The sequence below is a fragment of the Prochlorococcus marinus XMU1404 genome, assembly GCF_017696175.1.
Classification (GTDB): Bacteria; Cyanobacteriota; Cyanobacteriia; order PCC-6307; family Cyanobiaceae; genus Prochlorococcus_A; species Prochlorococcus_A marinus_X.
Map to the genome: position 1 here is coordinate 172515 of NZ_JAAORE010000001.1, position 21116 is coordinate 193630.

General features: G+C 29.9%; 21 protein-coding genes. 10 read left to right on the forward strand and 11 right to left on the reverse strand.

Translation table 11 applies throughout. The features are described from left to right. Positions 1-255 (reverse strand): glutaredoxin 3, encoded by a 255-nt coding sequence (grxC, locus tag HA144_RS00940; RefSeq protein ID WP_209041631.1) that lies wholly within the window; start codon positions 253-255, stop codon positions 1-3. Between the two features lie 76 nt (positions 256-331). On the opposite strand from grxC, the gene prfB reads away from it, so the two are divergent. From prfB to HA144_RS00970, 6 genes are all read left to right on the forward strand, one after another. Continuing rightward, positions 332-1454 (forward strand): peptide chain release factor 2 gene (gene prfB / locus HA144_RS00945; protein WP_209041633.1). Its coding sequence is split into 2 segments (ribosomal slippage): positions 332-406 and positions 408-1454, totalling 1122 coding nucleotides; the frame shifts between segments, so codons are not numbered across the junction. A 3-nt stretch (positions 1455-1457) separates the two neighbouring features. Then, the gene (locus tag HA144_RS00950) at positions 1458-1640 is read left to right on the forward strand and encodes a DUF3285 domain-containing protein (protein ID WP_209041635.1); all 183 of its coding nucleotides are present in this window, start codon (positions 1458-1460) and stop codon (positions 1638-1640) included. 6 nt (positions 1641-1646) lie between these two features. Beyond that, positions 1647-2186: an rRNA maturation RNase YbeY gene (gene ybeY, locus HA144_RS00955; protein ID WP_209041637.1), complete on the forward strand. Its 540-nt coding sequence runs from the start codon at positions 1647-1649 to the stop codon at positions 2184-2186. 6 nt (positions 2187-2192) lie between these two features. After that, positions 2193-2612 carry a diacylglycerol kinase family protein gene (locus tag HA144_RS00960; RefSeq protein ID WP_209041639.1) on the forward strand — a complete coding sequence of 140 codons (420 nt, stop codon included), beginning with the start codon at positions 2193-2195 and terminating at the stop codon, positions 2610-2612. Between the two features lie 2 nt (positions 2613-2614). Then, complete coding sequence (locus HA144_RS00965; protein ID WP_209041641.1) at positions 2615-3211, forward strand: anthranilate synthase component II; 597 nt, start codon at positions 2615-2617, stop codon at positions 3209-3211. 24 nt (positions 3212-3235) lie between these two features. Further along, entirely contained in the window at positions 3236-3961 is a 726-nt protein-coding gene (locus tag HA144_RS00970; protein WP_209041642.1) for an MBL fold metallo-hydrolase, read from the forward strand. Here the strand turns inward: HA144_RS00970 and HA144_RS00975 are convergent. The 4 genes from HA144_RS00975 to mnmE form a co-directional block, all read right to left on the reverse strand. Continuing rightward, complete coding sequence (locus tag HA144_RS00975) at positions 3958-5067, reverse strand: pyridoxal phosphate-dependent aminotransferase (RefSeq protein WP_209041644.1); 1110 nt, start codon at positions 5065-5067, stop codon at positions 3958-3960. The two genes, HA144_RS00970 and HA144_RS00975, sit on opposite strands and share 4 nt — an antisense overlap. After that, positions 5067-6881 (reverse strand): arginine--tRNA ligase, encoded by a 1815-nt coding sequence (argS, locus tag HA144_RS00980; RefSeq protein WP_209041646.1) that lies wholly within the window; start codon positions 6879-6881, stop codon positions 5067-5069. Before argS ends, HA144_RS00975 begins: the two co-directional genes overlap by 1 nt. Positions 6882-6908: 27 nt before the next feature. Continuing rightward, positions 6909-7775, reverse strand: a complete 867-nt coding sequence (nadC, locus tag HA144_RS00985; RefSeq protein WP_209041648.1) for a carboxylating nicotinate-nucleotide diphosphorylase — start codon at positions 7773-7775, stop codon at positions 6909-6911. Positions 7776-7857: 82 nt separating this feature from the next. Next, the gene (mnmE, locus tag HA144_RS00990) at positions 7858-9240 is read right to left on the reverse strand and encodes a tRNA uridine-5-carboxymethylaminomethyl(34) synthesis GTPase MnmE (RefSeq protein ID WP_209041650.1); all 1383 of its coding nucleotides are present in this window, start codon (positions 9238-9240) and stop codon (positions 7858-7860) included. A 61-nt stretch (positions 9241-9301) separates the two neighbouring features. Between mnmE and HA144_RS00995 the strand changes: the two genes are divergently transcribed. Beyond that, entirely contained in the window at positions 9302-9745 is a 444-nt protein-coding gene (locus HA144_RS00995; protein ID WP_209041652.1) for a DUF2062 domain-containing protein, read from the forward strand. Positions 9746-9763: 18 nt separating this feature from the next. Here HA144_RS00995 and HA144_RS01000 read toward each other — a convergent pair whose 3' ends face one another. Continuing rightward, positions 9764-12073: a RelA/SpoT family protein gene (locus tag HA144_RS01000; protein WP_209041654.1), complete on the reverse strand. Its 2310-nt coding sequence runs from the start codon at positions 12071-12073 to the stop codon at positions 9764-9766. Between the two features lie 54 nt (positions 12074-12127). Here HA144_RS01000 and HA144_RS01005 point away from each other — a divergent pair, with 54 nt between their 5' ends. Continuing rightward, positions 12128-13726: an ABC transporter ATP-binding protein gene (locus tag HA144_RS01005; RefSeq protein ID WP_209041656.1), complete on the forward strand. Its 1599-nt coding sequence runs from the start codon at positions 12128-12130 to the stop codon at positions 13724-13726. On the opposite strand, the gene HA144_RS01010 is transcribed toward HA144_RS01005, so the two are convergent. Next, positions 13719-14678, reverse strand: a complete 960-nt coding sequence (locus tag HA144_RS01010) for an RluA family pseudouridine synthase (RefSeq protein ID WP_209041658.1) — start codon at positions 14676-14678, stop codon at positions 13719-13721. The genes HA144_RS01005 and HA144_RS01010 overlap by 8 nt on opposite strands. Then, positions 14669-15541, reverse strand: a complete 873-nt coding sequence (ylqF, locus tag HA144_RS01015) for a ribosome biogenesis GTPase YlqF (protein ID WP_209041660.1) — start codon at positions 15539-15541, stop codon at positions 14669-14671. Before ylqF ends, HA144_RS01010 begins: the two co-directional genes overlap by 10 nt. A gap of 212 nt (positions 15542-15753) precedes the next feature. On the opposite strand from ylqF, the gene HA144_RS01020 reads away from it, so the two are divergent. Beyond that, on the forward strand, positions 15754-16962 hold the full coding sequence (locus tag HA144_RS01020) for a phosphoglycerate kinase (protein ID WP_209041662.1): 1209 nt from the start codon (positions 15754-15756) through the stop codon (positions 16960-16962). Position 16963: 1 nt separating this feature from the next. Here HA144_RS01020 and HA144_RS01025 read toward each other — a convergent pair whose 3' ends face one another. Next, positions 16964-17689 (reverse strand): hypothetical protein, encoded by a 726-nt coding sequence (locus tag HA144_RS01025; RefSeq protein ID WP_209041664.1) that lies wholly within the window; start codon positions 17687-17689, stop codon positions 16964-16966. 41 nt (positions 17690-17730) lie between these two features. On the opposite strand from HA144_RS01025, the gene murG reads away from it, so the two are divergent. After that, on the forward strand, positions 17731-18822 hold the full coding sequence (gene murG / locus HA144_RS01030; RefSeq protein WP_209041666.1) for an undecaprenyldiphospho-muramoylpentapeptide beta-N-acetylglucosaminyltransferase: 1092 nt from the start codon (positions 17731-17733) through the stop codon (positions 18820-18822). Here murG and HA144_RS01035 read toward each other — a convergent pair. Next, on the reverse strand, positions 18801-19925 hold the full coding sequence (locus tag HA144_RS01035; protein ID WP_209041668.1) for a pyridoxal phosphate-dependent aminotransferase: 1125 nt from the start codon (positions 19923-19925) through the stop codon (positions 18801-18803). The genes murG and HA144_RS01035 overlap by 22 nt on opposite strands. Before the next feature lie 16 nt (positions 19926-19941). Then, entirely contained in the window at positions 19942-21111 is a 1170-nt protein-coding gene (locus HA144_RS01040) for a quinone-dependent dihydroorotate dehydrogenase (protein ID WP_209041670.1), read from the reverse strand. Between the last annotated feature and the right edge of the window lie 5 nt (positions 21112-21116).

The window sequence follows — 21116 nt, forward strand, 5'->3', positions numbered from 1 at the left end:
CTAGTTTATTAATGCGTCCAATTTATTTTCATTTTCTAATGTGTAGAGATCATCGCAGCCTCCGATACCCTCATTATCTATAAATATTTGTGGTAATGTTCTTCTCCCATCAGCTCTTTCAATCATCAAAGATCTGGCATCTTCGTCGCCATCTATTTTATATTCTGTAAAATTTATATTTTTTTTCTTGAGTAGTGATTTTGCTCGAATACAGAATGGGCAATATTGCCAAGTATAAATTTCAACTTTGGACATTTTTTTAAAATAATACTTAGTTTATACTATTAAACAAAAGTGCCTGTTAGATTATAAATAACGATTAAATTCTATTTTGATAGATATTACAGATTTCAAAAAAGATCTTTCGGAACTAACAGAGCGCCTGGGTAATGCTCAGGATTGTCTTTGACGTTCCAAGATTAAAAGCGAAAAGGAGAGAGTTAGAGCAAATTTCTGCTCAGCCTGAATTTTGGGAGAATCAAGAAGAAGCGAAAAAACAAATGTTAATCCTCGATGATGTTAAGGCACAACTTGAATTGTTGGATAAATGGAAAACTTTTATTTCTGATGCTCATGCCTCTCTTGAGCTTTATTCTTTAGAACCAGAAGAGGAAATGATTTTGGAATCCAAGCAGGGTTTAAAGAAATTAAGAGAGAATTTGGATAAATGGGAATTTGAAAGATTGTTATGTGGTGAATACGATAAGGAAGGAGCAGTAGTTTCTATTAACGCAGGTGCTGGTGGAACAGATGCTCAGGATTGGGTAGAGATCTTATTGAGAATGTATTCAAGATGGGCCGATAATAATCAAATGAGTTTAATTATCAATGAATTATCTCAAGGAGAAGAAGCAGGTATCAAAAGTGTAACTTTTGAAATTGATGGAAAATATGCATACGGATATTTACAACATGAAAAAGGAACTCATAGATTAGTAAGAATTTCTCCTTTCAATGCTAATGGTAAAAGACAAACCAGCTTTGCTGGGGTCGAGGTCATGCCAAAATTAGATGACAATATTTCACTTGATATACCTGAAAAAGATTTAGAAATTACAACAAGTAGATCCGGTGGGGCTGGAGGACAAAATGTTAATAAAGTAGAAACAGCGGTGAGAATTGTGCATTTGCCTTCAAGGATTTCAGTAAGATGTACACAAGAAAGATCTCAATTACAAAATAAAGAAAAAGCTATGTTACTTCTTAAGTCTAAACTACTAGTGGTTGCTAAAGAACAACGAGCTGCAGAAGTCGCTGATATTAAAGGTGATATTGTGGAAGCTGCATGGGGCAATCAAATAAGAAATTATGTTTTCCATCCTTATCAAATGGTAAAAGATCTCAGGACTATGAAAGAGACTAACGACTTAGATAGTGTTTTAGATGGTGGACTTGAACCATTTATTCATGAATTATTACGCATGAATATTTCTTCTAAAGAATCTATTGAATAACTAATGAAAAATAAAAACGAAAATATAGAAAAAAAAGTTGCTCCTCCAAGCTTTATAAAGCTTGCTATGCGAAATATGGTAAGGAAGGGTTCAAAAAGTATTTCTCATTTTTCAATAACCTTTCTAGTTTTAATTGGGATATTAATAATTGTAGCCACAATAGGTAAGCCTAATATTCCTGTATAAGAATGTATGAAAGAAAAAATTATTTCTGAAATAAATTTAGATTTGGTTTTTAAATGTAATGAATTTTCTCAATTTTCAAATAAGTTAAAAGATTCTAAAAATAAGCTTATTTTTGAATCTAATTTTTGGGAGAAAGTTTTCTTATCTTGGATAAAAATAATATTAAAAAAAGACGATTATAAATTGCCAAATTTCATTTTTGCAAAAAAATCTTTTTCATTAGGCTTACAGATAATATCTAATCAAGAAATTGCTTTTATGAACCAGAAGTGGATGCAAAAAAATGGACCAACTGATGTTCTATCTTTTCCAATCATTTCTGATGAATCTCTAAATAATTTAGATCATATAGAGTTGGGAGATATATTTATATCATTAGAGATCGCACTTGAGCAATCTCATGAATACAAACATTCAGTCTATAAAGAAATGCTCTGGTTGGCTAGTCATGGATTTTTACATCTTTTGGGATGGGAACATAATAATGATCTTGATTTAGAAAATATGTTAAATTTTCAGGAATATTTAATTAAAAAATTAGATTAAAAATCTATGGACAAAAAAATAAACTCTCTAAAAAATAGAATAGAATCATATAAAACTTCTAGTAATGTATTAAAAAGTTTTAAGTATGCTTTTAGTGGAATTAGTTACGTATTAAAAACTTCAAGAAATTTTAAAATTCAATTAATTTTTGCAGTTACAAGCTTAATGATCGGTTTTTTACTGCAAATTAGTCAAAGTAATTATGTAATTTTGATTGCCACAATTATGTCTGTTTTAATATTAGAAATATTAAACACATCTATTGAATCAATAGTTGATTTAGTAGTGAAAAAAGAATTTAGTAGTTTGGCTAAAATTTCAAAAGATACTTCTGCAGGAGCAGTGTTATTAGCTTCCATTAATTCTGTTATTATTGCTGTATATATTTTTGTTCCAAAAATTAAGTTTTTATTTGAATCTATATAAATATGTTTCTTGTTATTGATAATTACGATAGTTTTACATATAACCTTGTTCAATATTTAGGAGAACTTTCTGTTGAGCATGAAATAACTAGAGAATTAATAGTTAAAAGAAATGATGAAATTACTTTAGATGAAATTATCAAACTAAATCCTAGTGGCATACTGTTATCTCCAGGTCCTGGTAATCCAGATCAATCTGGAATTTGTCTGCCAATACTAAAAAAATTATCTAAAAATATTCCGATATTAGGAGTTTGTTTAGGGCATCAAGCTTTGGCCCAAGCTTTTGGAGGAAAGGTTATAGTTGGGAAAGAACTTATGCATGGTAAGACATCCAAAATATTCCATAATCAAAAAGGTTTGTTTGAAGATATCGAGACTCCATTTGTGGCGACTAGATATCATAGTCTTATAGTTGATTCAACTTCATTACCATCTTGTTTCGATATAACTGCGACTTTAGAAGACTCAACTATTATGGCTATTTCTCACAAAGAATATAAGCATTTACATGGAGTACAGTTTCATCCTGAAAGTGTCTTGACACAATTTGGTCATAAATTAATTAGTAATTTTTTAAAAATGTCTGAACAAAAGTAAAGTAAAATAAAAAAAAATAATATTATGATTTCTCAATTTAAAAACATTTTCCTTTTTATATTATTTAGCTTCTTTTTCCCTACTTCAGTATTGGCAAGGAATTTAGCAATAAAAAGTTTGGGACATAGCAGTTTTTTAATTAAAAGCCAAGAAAAATCGATTCTTATCAATCCCTTTAAAGCAATAGATTGTGCAAGTAATTTAAAGGAGCCAAAAGAAGACAATGTTGATTTTATTTTGGCTAGTTCTAGGCTGCTAGATGAAGGATATAACCCTAAAGATAAATTAATGTTTGTTGATCCTGGAACCTATCAATTTGAGGATATCTTATTAAATGGAATTTCTGTTCCACATGACAGAGTAGATGGAAGAAGATTTGGGATGGCAACTGTTTGGACTTGGGAGCAGAATAATCTTAAGATTGTTCACATGGGAGGAGCTGCTGGTGATATTGATATCAATAGTCAAATTATTTTGTCTCGCCCAGATATCCTATTTATTTCAATTGGAGGAGGGAAAAAATCTTACGATGGAGAAGAAGCCTCAAAAATAGTTAAAATCTTAAATCCTAATGTGGTTATTCCTGTACACTTTGCACGTGGCAAACAAATTAAAAAAGAATGTGATTTCTCAAATGCTGATTTATTTATAGACAATATGAAAGATTTTAAAGTGAAATATGTAGGAAAGGATTTTCAAATCAAGCCTAAAAAAATCGATCAAAATGTAATTTATATTTTTAGTGATTAATTTATTAAATCTAATAACTTGTAATTATCCCAGAAAAAACTCATCTGTTCTTTGTTTCCAATACTAACTCTTATAGAACTACCAATATCTTTTTTATTTTCCATACTTCTAATTAAAATCCCTTTTTCTCTCATCTCTTCTATTAAGATTTTAGGATCTTTGTTTGGCCAAATTAAGAAATAATTACCTCCACTAAAGTGGGTTCTGATTTTTGTCGATTTAAATTTATTTAAAATCCATTCCCTTGCTTTTTTTACTTCCAAAACATAATTATCTATATATGATTTGTCATTGAGTGCTGCTAATGCTGCTGTTATAGCAAAGCTATTTACATCATATGGTCCTGTAACCTTATTAAGGTACTGTATTAAACTTTTATTACCAAAAGTAAAACCTATTCTTAAACCAGCTAAACCTGCTGTTTTTGACAGAGATTGAATTATTAGTATATTTTGATTCTTTTCAAAATCTATCGATTCAAGAAGACTATCTCCATTAAATTTTTCATATAGTTCATCAACTATTATCAATGATTCATGATTGATATTAGCAAAGTTAGTTATTTCTTGAGCGCTTAAAACCGTTCCAGTTGGATTATTTGGATTACAAATAAATATTAACTTTGGATTATGTTTTATAATTTTCTCTTTAAATTCTTCGATAGGGAATTGAAAATTTTCTCCTACGTAAGAACAAGTAATTTTCTTCATCCCTCTCATTTCTGAACAAGGAGAATAGTAACCAAAAGTTGGATTCGTGGTTAGAAATATTTGATCTTTTTCTCCAAAGCAATTGAAGATTGCATTTATTGCTGCGTCTGCTCCATTGAAAATTCCTATTTCATCATTATCAAATTTTCTTGAATCAAGATATTTATCACATAAAAATTTTTTTAATAAATTATATTCTGGATAAATTGAAATCTCATTTAATTTTATCGCTTGTAATGCCTCGAAAACTTTAGGACTTGGACCTAGAGTATTTTCATTAAAGTCTAAGCGGAGTAAATTTCTTCTATTTTCTAAAGGTGCAGAGTAAGACTGCATATTTATTATTTCCTCTCTTGGTCTTGGGAAAAGATTATTTAATTGATCAAAATCATTCATTACATTCTTTCTAAAGTTTCAATTCCTAGAAGCTCTAAGCTTAATTTTAGTGTTTTTGCAGTTAGATCACATAAATTCAGTCTAGAAATTTTTATATATTTTTCTTCTTTGAGTATTGGAACTTGATCATAGAATCTATTAAAAGTCTGACATAGCTCAAACAGATAATTGCATAATCTATTTGGCATTAAATCTTTTTCAATAGATATTATGACTTCATCAAACTTAAGTAATTTTCTGATAAGTTTCCACTCGGATTTATGTTCATAATTTGTATATTGAAAATCTTTAGAGTCATAAACAAAATCATTTTTTCTTTTAATTCCTGCAATTCTTACAAGTGTATATAACAAATAAGGAGCCGTATTACCATTTAGGGAAAGCATTTTATCAAAACTAAATTGATAATTTGTAATCCTATTTTGACTTAAATCTGCATACTTAACAGCTCCTAATCCAATTATTCTTGAAGTATTTGAAATAAAATCTTCTGTCTCATAACGATTTTCATCTTCTAATCTTTTCAATAAATCTTCTTTTGCTCTTCTAACTGCTTCTTTTAATAAATCTTTTAAACGTATTGTTTCTCCTTCCCTTGTCTTTAGTTTTTTACCATCAATTCCTTGAACTAAACCAAAAGGGACATGATCTACTTGGCAATTGTCTGGGATCCATTTTGCTTTTTTTGCAACTTGAAAAACTCCAGCAAAATGATTTGCTTGTCCATGATCAGTTACATAAATAATTCTCGAAGCATCATCCCCATTAGGAGGTTTATTGAATCTGTATCTTATAGCAGCTAGATCTGTTGTGGCATAGTTAAAACCTCCATCTTTTTTTTGAATAATTAGTGGTAAAGGTTTGCCTTCTTTATTAGTCATACCATCTAAAAATACACATTTTGCTCCTTGATCTTCTACTAATATTTTTTTTAAGTTCAAATCCTCAATAACTGATTTTAAGAAGGGATTATAAAAAGATTCACCTCTTTCTTCTATTTTTATTTTTAAATTTTTATAGATTTCATCAAATTCTTTTCTAGATTGATCACATAATAATTTCCAAGCTTTAATCGATTTAATATCTCCACTTTGTAACTTAACTACTTCCTCTCTAGATCTTTTTTGGAATTCATATTCATTATCAAATCTTTTTTTTGATTCTTTATAAAATTCAACTAAATCACTTATTTTAATTTTGCCTATCTCCTCTAAATCATTTGAATATAAATCTTTGAGCTGAGTAATAAGCATTCCAAATTGGGTTCCCCAATCGCCAACATGATTTAGTCTTAATACTTGATAACCTCTTAACTCGAAAATTCTGGATATTGAATCTCCTATTATTGTTGATCTTAAATGCCCTACATGCATTTCTTTAGCAATATTAGGACTAGAAAAATCTACAATGACTTTATTTGATAAGCCACTATCTAAATCTTTTTTAATTTGAGGTACTCCACCCCTTTGGCATTGAATATTTGATTTAATTTCATTTATTAGAACTTCATCTTTTAATTTTATATTTATAAATCCAGGTCCAGCTATTTCTAGGCTCTTACATAATTTTGCTATGATTTTATTTTTATTTAAAAGTTTAATAAAATCATTAGAAATATCTCTTGGGTTCTTTTTATATATTTTAGATAAACTTAAACAAACATTACATTGATAATCACCAAATTCCTCTTTTGATGATTGTGTAATTAAATTTTTTCTAAGAATTTCGAATTCTCTTTCTTTATTATTTTTTTTAAGACTATCTATAAGAGTTTGTTCGAAGTTATTTGTTAATTCTTTAAAAATGATTAGCATTACTTATTCAATTATTTATCTATATGATTAATTAATATAACGCATACTTAAATCAATCCAATCACTTTTGGTAATAGAAGAACTTGTTGAAATCAAATCAATACCTTTTATTAGATATTTACTAATTTCTTCAGGTTTTATTCCAGAAACTTCTATTATCAAATTTTTATTGACTTCTTTTTTTAGGCTATTTATTGATAAATCTCTTAATTCTTGAACGCTTTTTTTGATTGTTTCAGGACTAAGTTCATCTAATAAGACACTATCCGCTCCTGCTAATACTGCTTCTTTTGCCTGTTCGATATTCTCAGCTTCAATTATGATATGAGTTGTAAAAGGCGAATTTCGGCGAATTTTTTGTACTGCATTCTTAAGATTATCTGTCCATGCAATATGATTTTCTTTGATCATAGCAGCATCGTATAATCCCATTCTATGATTCACCCCACCTCCGCATTTGAATGCATATTTTTCAAATATTCTTAAGCCAGGAGTCGTTTTCCTAGTATCTGCTAATTTTATATTTGTGCCTTCTAATTTATCTATAAGATTCTTTGTATATGTTGATATTCCAGATAAATGCATTGCTATATTTAAGCTGATCCTTTCACTAGCGAGTAAACTTTTTGAAGGTCCATATATTTCTAAGAGTTTTTGATCTTTAACAAATTTATCTCCATCAGAGATATTAAATTTTGGACTGATTTTTAAATTAATTTTTCTAAAAATTTCTTTTATAATTTCAACCCCACAGAATATACCCTCCTCTTTTGCAATCCAATATGCATGACCATTCTCTTCTGTAATAGAGGGACTTGTAAGATCTCCCCTACCTATATCTTCATCGATCCAATTATCAATGATTTTACTTATTATTGGAGTATTTAAATCCACTAAACTAAAAAATAATTAATTAATAAAAATTCAAATGAAGTTAGAGAATCAACTATATATCACTATGTAATTTAACTCAAATTTATTTACCAATACAAAACTTAGAAAAAATATTATCTAGAAGTTCCTCTGTTAATTCTTGACCAGTTATTTTAGATAAGTTTTGGATTCCATCTCTCAGTTCAATTGATAACAAATCAAATGGCAATTTATTTTCAATTATTTCATCAGTATCATTTAGATTAGATAGGCAAGCAGACAAATTTGTTAGATGTCTTTCGTTTAAAAATATATTGATATTTTCTACTTGTTTTAATCCGCATTTTTTTATGATTGTGTCTATCAATAATCTTTCACCATCATTATTCTTAATACTCATAAGAATTGTGTTTTTTAAATCATTTGAATTAATATTTTTGCAATCAATTAAATCTTTTTTATTGCCCAAAATAGTAATTAATTTTTCTTTGGGAATTCCTTGTATTATTTTTTTGTCTTCTTCATTAAATCCTTCTTCAAGACTATAAATATAAATTATAAAATCTGACTCTTTTATTTTCCCAATACTTTTTTTAATTCCAATACTTTCAATTTGTTCATGAGTTTCTCTTATGCCAGCAGTATCAATTATTTTCATTGGAATATCATTAATATTTAAATTAACTTCAATAACATCTCTAGTTGTTCCAGGAATATTAGTTACGATTGCTTTATCTTTTTTTGCAAGTAAATTTAATAAAGAGCTTTTCCCAACATTTGTTTTACCTATAAGCGCAATGGATATTCCATTATGAATATATGAATTTCTTTTTGCATTTTCTATTAGTAATTCTATTTTTTCTTTTACTTTTTTAATGTTTTTTAGATATTTGGTGTAATCAAAATCTGTGAAGTCTTCTTCAAAGTCAACTCTCGCTTCTATTTCGCAAAGTTGATTTATAAGGTCATTTTTAATATCGTTAATTGTTTTCTTTATTTCTCCTTGAATCCCACTAAAAGCTAACTCTGCTGATCTTGTATTGCTTGCATTAATTAATTGATTAATCGACTCGGCTTGAGTAAGGTCTATTTTTCCATTAAGAAAAGCTCTTTGACTAAATTCTCCCGGGTTTGCAAGTCTAACTCTAGAATTACTAGATAATAATCTCTTTAGAACTTTATTCACTATGATAATTCCTCCATGGCAATGAAGTTCAACAACATCCTCTCCTGTGAAGCTATTTGGTGATTTCATTACTAAAATTAAAACCTCATCTATAAATTTATTTTGTTTATTTTCCTGAATAAAACCATGAAAAACTCTATGTGATTCCCATGCATATTTAGATTTTGTTTGAACAATCTTTTTGCAAGAATTTATTGAGTCTTTCCCTGATACTCTTATTATCGCAACTCCTCCTTTCCCTATACTTATAGCTGAAGCAATTGCGGCTATCGTATCTTCTGTAGTAACTATCGAATCCATCTCTCGCTTTGTTATGGATAATTAAGTAAGATTATCAAGAATTTTGAAATTTTCTTTCTGAATGAGATTTAAAAGAGATATTACCTATAAGAAAATTCTATCATTATTTAGGAATCAGAATGGAAGTCCTTTCTTTAATGCTAAAGGTTTAGCTATAGGGGTATTTAGTGGCTGCTTTCCTTTTTTTGGGTTTCAGACTTTAATAGGGGTATTTTTTGCAAAAATAGCCAAGGGAAATATTGTTCTAGCTGCAATTGGTACTTGGATAAGCAACCCTTTTACTTATATTCCACTTTATTATTTTAACTATAAAGTTGGTTCGATTTTTTTAAATAATTCTTCTAATAAAATTCTTGAAAAAAGTTTAGTTATTGATGACTTATGGAAACAAGGTAGGATTTTTTCCCTAAAATTACTCTTAGGTTCATCTTGTGTAGGTATTTTACTAGCTTTGATTTGTGGCAGTATTGTTTTCTTTATCTACAAAAAAAAAAATAAAAAATAGATTGCTCTGATTTTAAAATTAACTTTGTCCAACTCTGGCAATATCTAAAACATCTGCCATTGATTTAATTTGTTCAATTGTTTTGTGAAGTTGATTATAACTTTCAAGACCTACACACAGATTTATAATAGCTGGTTTACCATAAGCAGTTTTAACATTGGCGTCGCTAACGTTTATACCTTTGTCAGATAACTGCATAAGAATATCTTTAAGAACTCCAACTCTATCAATTACTTCTATTCGTAGCTGAATTGGAAACTTATTATCGCCAGTTTTATTATCTTGATTCCATCCTACAGGTAATCTTCTCTCTATTGGAATTGGTATTACATTCTCGCAATCTTCCCTATGTATAGTTATCCCATGGTTGCCGAGCGCCACAGTTCCGATAATATCCTCGCCTGGGAGTGGGGTACAGCATTTACCTATTCTGTAATCAAGACCTTCTATCCCGGAAATTGGCGATTTAGCTGCTGTATTAGATTGATGAGTGGATAAATTACTATTACTTTTAAGAGATTTTGCTATTTCAGAGTCAGAATCATTTTTTACATCTTCTGTCTGTAATTTTATTTCTTCTCTTAGTCTGTTTAATACTTGATGCAAAGTTAAACCACCAAAACCAAGAGATGCAAGAAGGTCTTCAGTAGTTTTTAAATTGCATCGATTTGCAACTTTTTTCATGGCTTCACTAGAAAGTAATGCTTCAAAACCGTTTCGACCTACTTCTTTTTCAAGTAAATCTCTACCTCTTTTAATCGTTTCATCACGATGGCTTTTCTTATACCATTGGCGAATTCTATTTTTAGCAGTTGGCGTAACTACAAAGTTCAGCCAATCCAAGCTTGGAGTAGCATTATTACTTGTCAAAATTTCTATGAAGTCACCATTTTGAAGTGCTGTAGATAATGGAGAAAGCTTTTCATTAATTCTTATTCCATTACAGTGATTTCCAACTTCAGAATGAATTCTGTAGGCGAAATCTATCGCGGTAGATCCTTTCCTTAAACCAACAACATCTCCTTTTGGAGTGATCACAAATACTTCTTCATCAAATAGATCTTCTTTAATTGAAGCTAAATAATCATTATGATCCCTTTCATTACCTTCTTGTTGCCATTCTACTAATTGTCTTAGCCAATTAAATCTCTCGGCATTACTTTTAGCAGGAGAACCACCCTCTTTGTATTGCCAATGAGCGGCAATACCATATTCAGCAATTTGATGCATCGAAGTAGTTCTAATTTGAACTTCAATAGGTCGATGTCTTCCAATCACAGAAGTGTGTAAGGACTGGTATCCATTGGGTTTTGGTAATCCTATATAGTCTTTAAATCTACCTGGAATTGGTTTGAAAGTATCATGAACGACTGCTAAAGCTCGATAACAACTATCTGAATTGTCCACGATAATTCTTAGGGCAGCAACATCATAAATCTCGTGAAAATGCTTTTGTTGTCTTTCCATTTTGCTCCAGATGCCATAAAGATGTTTTGGCCTTCCTGTTATTTCAAAATTTTTCAAACCTGCTGAAACCAAGTTTTCCTTCATAAGATTCAAAGTTACTTTTAATCTTTTTTCTCTATCACTTCTTTTAACAGCTATTTGATCTTTAAGATCTAGATATTCTTTAGGCTCTAGGAATTTAAAAGCTAAATCTTCTAATTCCCATTTAAATCTGTTTATTCCTAGTCGATTAGCTAATGGTGCATAAATCTCTCTTGTTTCTCTCGCTATTCTTAGTTTTTTCTCATCATTTAGCCATTCAATTGTTCTCATGTTATGAAGTCGATCTGCAAGTTTTACTAAGACAACTCTGATATCGCTGGCCATAGCCAAAAACATTTTCCTAAGATTTTCAGCTTGTGCTTCAGTTCTGTTGTTAAAGTGTATGCCGCCTAATTTTGTTACGCCCTCTACAAGTATTTTTACTTCTAATCCAAAATTTGTTTCTATTTCGGATAAATCAATGCCAGTATCTTCAACAACATCATGTAAAAGGCCTGCAGCAATAACAGATGAACTAGCACCTATTTCTTTGAGGAGATTTGCAACAGCAACCGGGTGGATAATGTATGGCTCGCCGCTCGCACGGAATTGTCCATCATGAGCTTTATAAGCAAGTTTAAAAGCCTTTGCTATAAGGTTTTGATTCTCATCATTTTTGTTACTTGATTTTTCAAAATTATGAATATCTTTAAGAAGCCAATCGGGAATGTTTATTTGATAATTCAAAGATTCACTTTCATATTTTTTATTTTCAGGCAAAATAGTTTTGGAAACTTTAATTTCGTTTTTTTCTTTTGAATTTGCAGCTGCCTCGGACATTTTATATTGCTTTAGATGTATTTTATTTAGGTCTAGAAAAATTTGCTATAAATCATGGAAAAAAATAAAGAAAAAATTATTGTAGTTAAAAATCTTACTGTTAAATATGGCCTAAAACAGCAACCTATTATCAAAAATTTTAATTTGGAAATAGATAGTGGAGATCATTTGGCCATAATAGGACCTTCTGGATGTGGAAAGACCACTTTTGCAAAAACATTAGTAAATATATTGCCTGAAAAGGCCACTTCTAAAGGGTATTTATCGATTTCTAGTGTAGATACTAGGAAAATAAATAACAAAGATGCACAATTATTTAGAAGAAAGAATTTTGGATTTATTTATCAAGACTCTATAAAGAAACTTAATCCGCTAATGAGAGTTGGGGATCATTTATATGAATTATTTAAAACACATGATCAAACTAAATCATCTACAGCTATTAAAAAATTAGTAAAAGAAGTTTTTCAAAAAGTAGGAATTGAAGAAAGTAGACTTGATTCTTTCCCACATCAATTTAGCGGTGGAATGAGACAGAGAGTTTCTATAGCAATGGCACTTGCTTTGAAACCTAAATTATTAATAGCTGATGAACCTACAACAAGCTTAGATACCAAAACAAGTTTTGAAATTATGCAAGAAATCATTCAGTTATGTAATGAATTTGATACTACTTTGATTTTAATTAGTCACGATATTAATCTTGCAGCAAAGTGGTGTAAAAAAGTTGCAATAATTGAAAAAGGATCGATTGTTGAAAAAGGAAATATATCAGATATTTTCCAATCACCAAAATCAGATATTGGGATAAAGTTAGTTAATGCCTCAAAAATAGTATTAGAATCAAATATTAAAAATAATGTTCGTGATGAGGTCGTTCTAGAGGTAAATAACTTAAGACATTGGTATAAATTAAATTCTTCAATTTTTATAAATAAATGGAATAAGGCTTTAAATGAAGTTAGTTTTAAATTATATAAGAATGAGACTCTTGGAATAGTTGGATCTTCAGGTAGCGGTAAAAGTACATTATGCAGGGCATTAATTGGACTTCTTAAAGTAAGAGGCGGTGAAATAAAAATTTATGACAAAAATCATGCATCGAAAAAAAATAAATCTTTTAAAAAGCACAAAAATTTGCAAATTATTTTTCAAGATCCTTTTTCAAGTTTGAATCCGAAAATGACAATTAAAAATATTTTGGAAGATATATTTTTTATTCAAAAAATTTCAGATAAAAGGAAAATTGAAAAAGAAATAAAATTCATGTTTAGCAATTTAAGTCTTCCTTTTAAGAGTGAATTTTTAAATTCTTATCCTAGCCAATTATCTGGTGGTCAATTGCAAAGAATTTCATTAGCCAGAGCGCTATTGTTGAAACCAAAAATTTTGATTTGTGATGAGAGCGTTAATATGTTAGATGCTGCAGTAAAAATAGAAATTCTTGAATTACTTAGAGTCTTGCAAAAAAAAATGGATTTAACCATTATCTTTATCACACATGATTTAGGTATTGCTAAAAGATTTTGTAATAGGTTGCTAGTAATGAATCACGGAAAGATAGTTGATGAAGGAGAAAGTTCTACAATATTCACTAAAACTAAAAACACCTATACAAAATCTCTTCTAAATTCTTCTTTAAATCTTATTTAGCTTTAAGAACTTTTAGTAATTTTTGAAAATCTAATGGTAATTCTGCTTCAAATATCATTTCTTTGCCATTGATTGGATGTATGAGGCCAAGCTTAAAAGCGTGTAATGCTTGACCCTCTATTTTACAAGGAAGTTTTTTGCATCTTCCATATAAAGGATCACCCACAATAGGATGATTAATGTGAGCGCAATGAACTCTTATTTGATGCGTTCGACCAGTATCTAATTTGAAATTCATTAATGAGTAATTACCTAATCTTTCTCTTAATTTCCAATAAGTGCAGGCATATCTTCCTGAAGTTTCTTCAACTACTTTATATTTCAACCTATTGAATTTATCTCTACCAATGTGCCCCACTATTTGGCCTTCTTCAGAATTAGGTGCTCCATGAATCACTGCAATATATTCGCGTGAAGCTATTTTTTCTTTTATTTGTTTCTGAAGATTTACTAATGCCTCTTGGCTTTTAGCTACCACCATACATCCAGAGGTATCTTTATCTAATCTATGAACAATTCCAGGTCTTAGTTTCCCATTAATTCCAGGTAGATCATTACAGTGAAAAAGTAATCCATTAACTAAAGTTCCTGATTTGTGTCCAGGGGCTGGATGAACTATCAATCCTGATTGCTTATTGATTACTATGATATGTTCGTCTTCAAAAAGGATTTTTAAATCCATTTTTTCGGGTTTTAAATATATAAGAGGTTCTGGAGGAGGCATCCAGATTTGAACATTATCGCCATTTTTTAATGGGGTCTTTGCTTTCGCAGTCTTATAGTTTACAAGTACTAAACCTGAATTTATAAAATGTTGAATTCTTGCTCTACTTTGTTCTGGCCTTTTACTTACCAACCATCTGTCTAGTCTCATAGGAAGAGGTAGCTCATAAATAATTTCTATAAGTTCACCTTCTCCAATGCCGAAAGAATTTTTATTATTTAATTCCATTTTGGGACTTCTAAAGCAATTTTACCAAGCATTTGATTTCTATAATCTTCCAATAATTTATGAGACATTCTTCTTTTATCGCCTGAGGTATGTTTTGAAGCTGCTTCATCGATCCAATCAGAAGGACTCTCAAAGCCTTTTGTAATATCAACTCCATATCTATTAGATATTAGTTTTACTGAGATATTCGCATTCTTATCTTTGCTTAGAGTGGATATAATTTTGATAAATCCAATTGCGACACTCTCTATTTCATAAGCAGCTTCTCCAATATCGTCACATAGTGCAAGATTAAGTGCCGATTTTTGATCTTCTAAATTTGGAGGTATAACACCAGGAGCATCTAGCAGATCTATACCACTTTCTAATTTTATCCATCTTAAATTACGAGTCACGCCTGCTTTCCTAGCACTATCAACTACTCTTTTTTTTGCGATTCTATTAATTAATGCTGACTTACCTACGTTTGGAAAACCAAGCGTAAGTGCTCTAATTGACCTAATTTTCATGCCTCTAGAAAGTCGTCTATCGTCAATTGAAGACCGAGATTCTTTGGCGGATTTACAAATCTCTTTAATACCTATTCCTCTTTTAGCGTCACACCAATGAGGATATTGATCTTTAGCATTAAACCATTTATTCCAACTTGTGATGGTACTAGGTGAGATCATGTCAGATCTATTAATAACAAGGATATGTTTTTTATTGTTGATCCATTTGTTTAAGTGTGGATGACCTGTTGACAAAGGAATTCGTGCATCTCTAACTTCTATAACTAAATCTACTTTGTTGATAACTTCAGATAATTTTTTTTCTGCTTTTGCGATATGGCCTGGGTACCATTGAATCTTGGGTATGTCCACTTCAATAATTCAAATAAAATTTTGTATTCCTTTTAATTTTTATAATTTCAAAAGTATTTACTTCTAAATTTTAGTATAAATTTAATAACTAAAAAATTTTTATAAGAGTTAATTCTTAAAATTTATTAAGGCATAGGTAACAGTTACTACTTTTTGACCCAATAAGGCCAAATTAACGTTAGGGTCTTGAAATTAAAAATATAACTTGTTTAATGTCAAAATTATCTCTTTCCAGTCTTGATAAGACTCATTTAGAAGGAAAAAAAGTTCTTGTCAGAGTAGATTTTAATGTTCCATTAAATGAAGATGGTCAAATAACCGACGATACGCGTATTAGAGCAGCTATCCCAACTATTGAATATCTTATTAATCACTCTGCAAAAGTTATCCTAGCTGCCCATTTTGGAAGACCAAAGGGCCAAGTAAACGAAAAAATGAGATTAAGTCCAGTAGCAGCAAGATTAAGTGAATTGTTGGGGAAAAATGTTGCTCTTACTAACAGTTGCATAGGTGATGAATCAGTTGCACAATCAAATAGCTTAAGTAACGGTGATGTTCTTTTGCTCGAAAATGTTCGTTTTTTTGGTGAAGAGGAAAAGAACGATTTGGATTTTGCTAAAAATTTAGCATCACATGCAGATATGTATGTAAATGATGCTTTTGGTGCTGCTCACAGAGCTCATGCTTCAACTCAGGGAGTTACTAATTATTTAAGTCCCTCAGTAGCTGGATTCCTTTTAGAAAAAGAATTGAAATACTTACAAGGAGCAATAGATTCACCGAAGCGTCCATTGGCAGCAATAGTTGGAGGATCAAAGGTTAGTAGTAAAATTGGAGTGCTTGATTCTTTACTAGATAAGTGTGACAAAATAATGATTGGTGGAGGTATGATTTTTACTTTTTATAAGGCTAGAGGTCTAGATGTTGGAAAGAGCCTTGTAGAAGAAGATAAACTGGAGCTTGCTAAAGATTTAGAAGCAAAAGCAAAAGCAAAAGGAGTTGAATTATTATTACCCACTGATGTTGTTTTAGCTAATGAATTTTCTCCTAACGCTGAAAGTAAAATATCTAAAATTGATTCAATTAGTGGGAATTGGATGGGTCTAGATATTGGTCCAAATTCCATTAAGATTTTTCAGAATGCTCTTGCAGAATGTAAGACAATTATTTGGAATGGTCCAATGGGAGTTTTTGAATTTGATAAATTTGCTGAAGGTACAAATTCAATAGCTACGACCCTTGCGGACTTAAGTGCTTTTTCTGAAGTTTGCACAATTATTGGTGGTGGAGATTCTGTTGCAGCAGTTGAGAAAGCGGGATTAGCTAAGAAAATGTCTCATATATCTACTGGAGGTGGCGCAAGCTTGGAACTTTTAGAAGGGAAAGCTTTACCTGGTGTAGCGGCTTTAAATGACGCCTAGGCTATATCTCATCAACAATATCAATACTCTTTGTGAAAGTGATCATTCCCTTAGGATGAGCTATAATTCCTGACCATATTTGTATCCCTGGTTTTGAAGGGGCTCTAGTCATCTTAAAAATTCCTCCAGAGGCAAGTGGCTCCAATAATATTTCTTGTTCAAAAAATGAATTTACTTGATGAGGTTTTATCGATCCAGCAATAATTACGTCTTCTAGAGGTTTATTTAGAATAATATCGATATCATATTTTGAACCAGTAAGAACTTTATCAGGAATTTTAAAACTTATATCTATTTTTTTGTCATCATTTCTTATTGTTGTAAATAGATTTTTGATAATGCCTTCATCTATTTTTCCATTTGCAATTGAAAATAAATAATCAAAATCGGATTCGAGGATATGAATTTCTCCGTTAATTATTTTTTTCCCTGAAACTTTTATTCGTAAAATATCTTTATTTGGAATATAAGATTTTAATCTTTTGATCTTCCATTTGCTGTCAGGGAAATCATTAATGATATTTGCAAATTGTTTTGATATATTTTTGTTTTTATCAATTGTAAAATTTTCTTTAATAAATTTTAAATCTCTTGCGTTTAAGGAGTTTTCTAGATTTCTTAGAAAGTCAACTTTCAAAGTTTGTGATCTTGCTGAATAGGGAAGAATAAGATAAATAAATAAGTAGAGAGGAACTCCTATATTTTTGATTAATTTTAAATTAAACATATTTGTTATTTGTTATTTTCATTCTACTATTTTAAGTTTTTATGTCTAAGAAAAATAACTTATTAGTTGCAGCTAGTGGTACAGGAGGTCATATTTTTCCAGCATTAGCAGTTTCTAAGGAGGTAGAGGATCAATGGAATATTCATTGGTTGGGGGTTCATCAAAGACTTGATACAAATTTTATTCCTAAAAAATACAATTTGACGACTTTGAATATAAAGACACCAAGAAAGAATATTTTTTTGTTTTATCAATATATAAAAGTTTTAATGTCAACTTTTCAAGTAATTCGGATTTTACAAGAAAAAAAAATTAACTTAGTGTTTACGACTGGAGGTTATATATCAGCACCCACTATTATTGCTTCAAAACTTCTAAGGATACCTGTCATTATTCATGAATCAAATTTAATACCTGGAATGGTCACTAAATATTTTGGTTTTTTATGTAACTATGTTCTATTAGGATTTAAGAAAACAAATTCCTATTTAAAAAATTGCAAAACTATTTTCACAGGGACGCCTTTAAGGGAGCAATTCTATAAATCTAATCTCTTGCCAAAATGGGCTCCAGCAGGCAAAGGGCCTCTATTGATTGTCATGGGAGGTAGTCAAGGTGCAAAAGCTATAAATCAAATTCTCTACGAATCCCTAGAATTTTTAATTGAAAAAAAGTTTCGGATAGTTCATATTATTGGAGAATGCAATCAGAAATCATGTTATGTAAAGAATTCAAAAAATTATGTTCAAAAGATATTTACTAATGAAATTGCGGCTTTAATTCAAAACTGTGATCTTGTTATATCGAGATCTGGTGCAGGAACAATAAATGAATTAATAGAGACTGAAAAACCTTCAATTTTAATTCCATATCCTTATTCAAAAAATAATCATCAGGAAAAAAATGCAATGATTCTTGCTGAAAATGGAGGCTCAGTTTTAATGAATCAAAATAAAATTTCTAAAGAACTTTTTGAAGAAACTATCGGAAGAATTTTTAGAAAAAATTTAAAAAGCGGAAAAAATCAATATGAAATACTAGAAATAATGAAGAAGAATATGAAAAGTAATAATAAAACTAAATCTAAAATTGAGATTAAAAAATTAATTAATTACTTTTTAAAGGAATTTTGAATTTCTTTACATAGAAGAATATTATTTTTTTTACTCTGCAAACTTATTCTTGCCCATTTTTCGTCAAGAAATCTAAATGAAGTGCATTCTCTAAGTAATATTCCTTTATTTTCTAAGTATTTTATATTTGGCAACAAAGATTTTTTACTTTCTATTAAAAAAAAGTTGGTTGAAGAGTTATGAACTTTAAGGTTTTTTATTGTTGATAGTTTTTTACATACTATCTCTCTTTCAATATTAATCCAGCTGTGAATCTGCCTTGTCCACTGTTCATAGAATTTCTTATTACTTAGTAAGTCAATTCCAGCTTTAATAGCAAAGGAATTTAATGGCCAAGGATCTCTATTAATTTTCCATTGTTTAATTTTTTTCGATGAGCCAATAATATAACCTAATCTAAGACCAGGAATATTGAAGATTTTGGTTAAACTTCTCAAGACTAATAAATTATCATATTTTTTGGTTAATGGTATTAACGATTCTTTTTCTCCATTAGGTGTTATTGATAAGAAAGCCTCATCACAGATAACTAATTTATATTTTTTTATAATTGTCTCTAATGAATTTCTCTCCCACAATTGGCCTGTAGGGTTATGTGGATTTGTTATCCAAATAACATCACCTTTAGGATGAAGTGGAAATGATTGAGGAAAAATATTATTCCAGCTTTTTGGTAATTCGCAGTGTATGAAATTGCTATTCCAACAATTTAACGATCTTTCATAATCAACAAAGCCTGGAGAAGGAATACAACTGATTCCAAATTTAGTTGCTTCATAACCTGCCCAGGTTATTAGCTCAGAAGCTCCATTCCCAGGTAAAATGTTCTCTGGATTTATTCCATGAAATTTGCCAATTGTTTCTTTTAAATCACTCAAATTTCTCTCTGGGTAATATCTAAATCCAAGTTTCTTAATTTCTTCATTTAATGAATCTATTAGTATTTTAGGTGGATCAAAGGGAACTAATGAGGCACTTGCGTCAATAATTTCAGAGGGTAATAAATTTAATTTTTTTGAATTTGCATATACATTTCCTCCATGCTTGAAGTTTAATATTTTCATGGCTTTTTTTGAGTATTCATCAGATTCCGATTTATTCATTATCCATTTTCTAATTTCATTCAACCCATTTTAAATCGGATCCAATGGCCTCTTTTATGTTAGATAATTGATAATTATTTAGTTGCTTTATGATTCCTTCAAGTATATCGGGGACTAATTGTGGACCCTTATATATCCACCCTGTATAAAGTTGAATTAATGATGCTCCAGAACAAATTCTTTCCCAAGCAGACTCTGGACTATCGATTCCACCAACGCCGATTAAAATAATCTTTTTATCAATTTTATGAATATGTTTTATTATCTTATTTGCTTTTCTTTGCAAAGGTCTTCCACTTAATCCTCCATTCTCTTCAGAAAGAAATAATCCTGTTTGTTCGATCTTTCTATTTTCTAGACCTAATCTATCAATGCTGGTGTTAGTAGCAATTATTCCATCGATTTTTTCCTCAATTATTAGTTGACAAATATCTTCAATATCTTTAAGGCTTAAATCGGGTGCAATTTTTACAAATAATGGTGGACAATTAGGTAAGCATTTAATTTCTTTAAGAAGTTCTTTAAGGAGAATTGGATCTTGCAACTTTCTTAGTCCTTCGGTATTTGGAGAACTTACGTTTATTGCTGCATAATCACAATATGGAATTAATAATTTTAGAGAAGTTAAGTAATCATCGTTTGCTTGAGATATACCTGTAATTTTAGATTTACCGAAATTTATTCCCAAACAAATATTCTTTCTGTTTTTTTTAAAATTAATACCTTGTTCAATAAAGTTCTTAACTAGATTTTCAGCACCATTGTTGTTGAAGCCCATTCTATTTAATGCTGCCTCTTCTTTTGCTAATCTAAATAACCTTGGTTTGGGATTTCCATTTTGGGCAAATTTAGTTACTGTACCAAGTTCTGCAAATCCAAAACCAAAATCTTTCCATATATTTGCAGCATTTCCATTTTTGTCAAAACCCGCAGCTAAACCAATTGGATTACAAAAATTTATTCCACATATGTTTTGATTTAACCTTTTATCAACTACAGAAAATTCTTCATTTAGATTTTTTAGTAATGATGAAACTACCGGCCAATTATGTTTCCTTGAACTGAATGATAGAAGGCTAAGGGATAAATTTGTTAGATATTCTGCATCTATTCCAGAGTCTTTTTTTAATATGGGGCTCATCAAGTTTTTATAAAGATTTTTAAATACTCCCTTCTGTTCATTCATGAAAA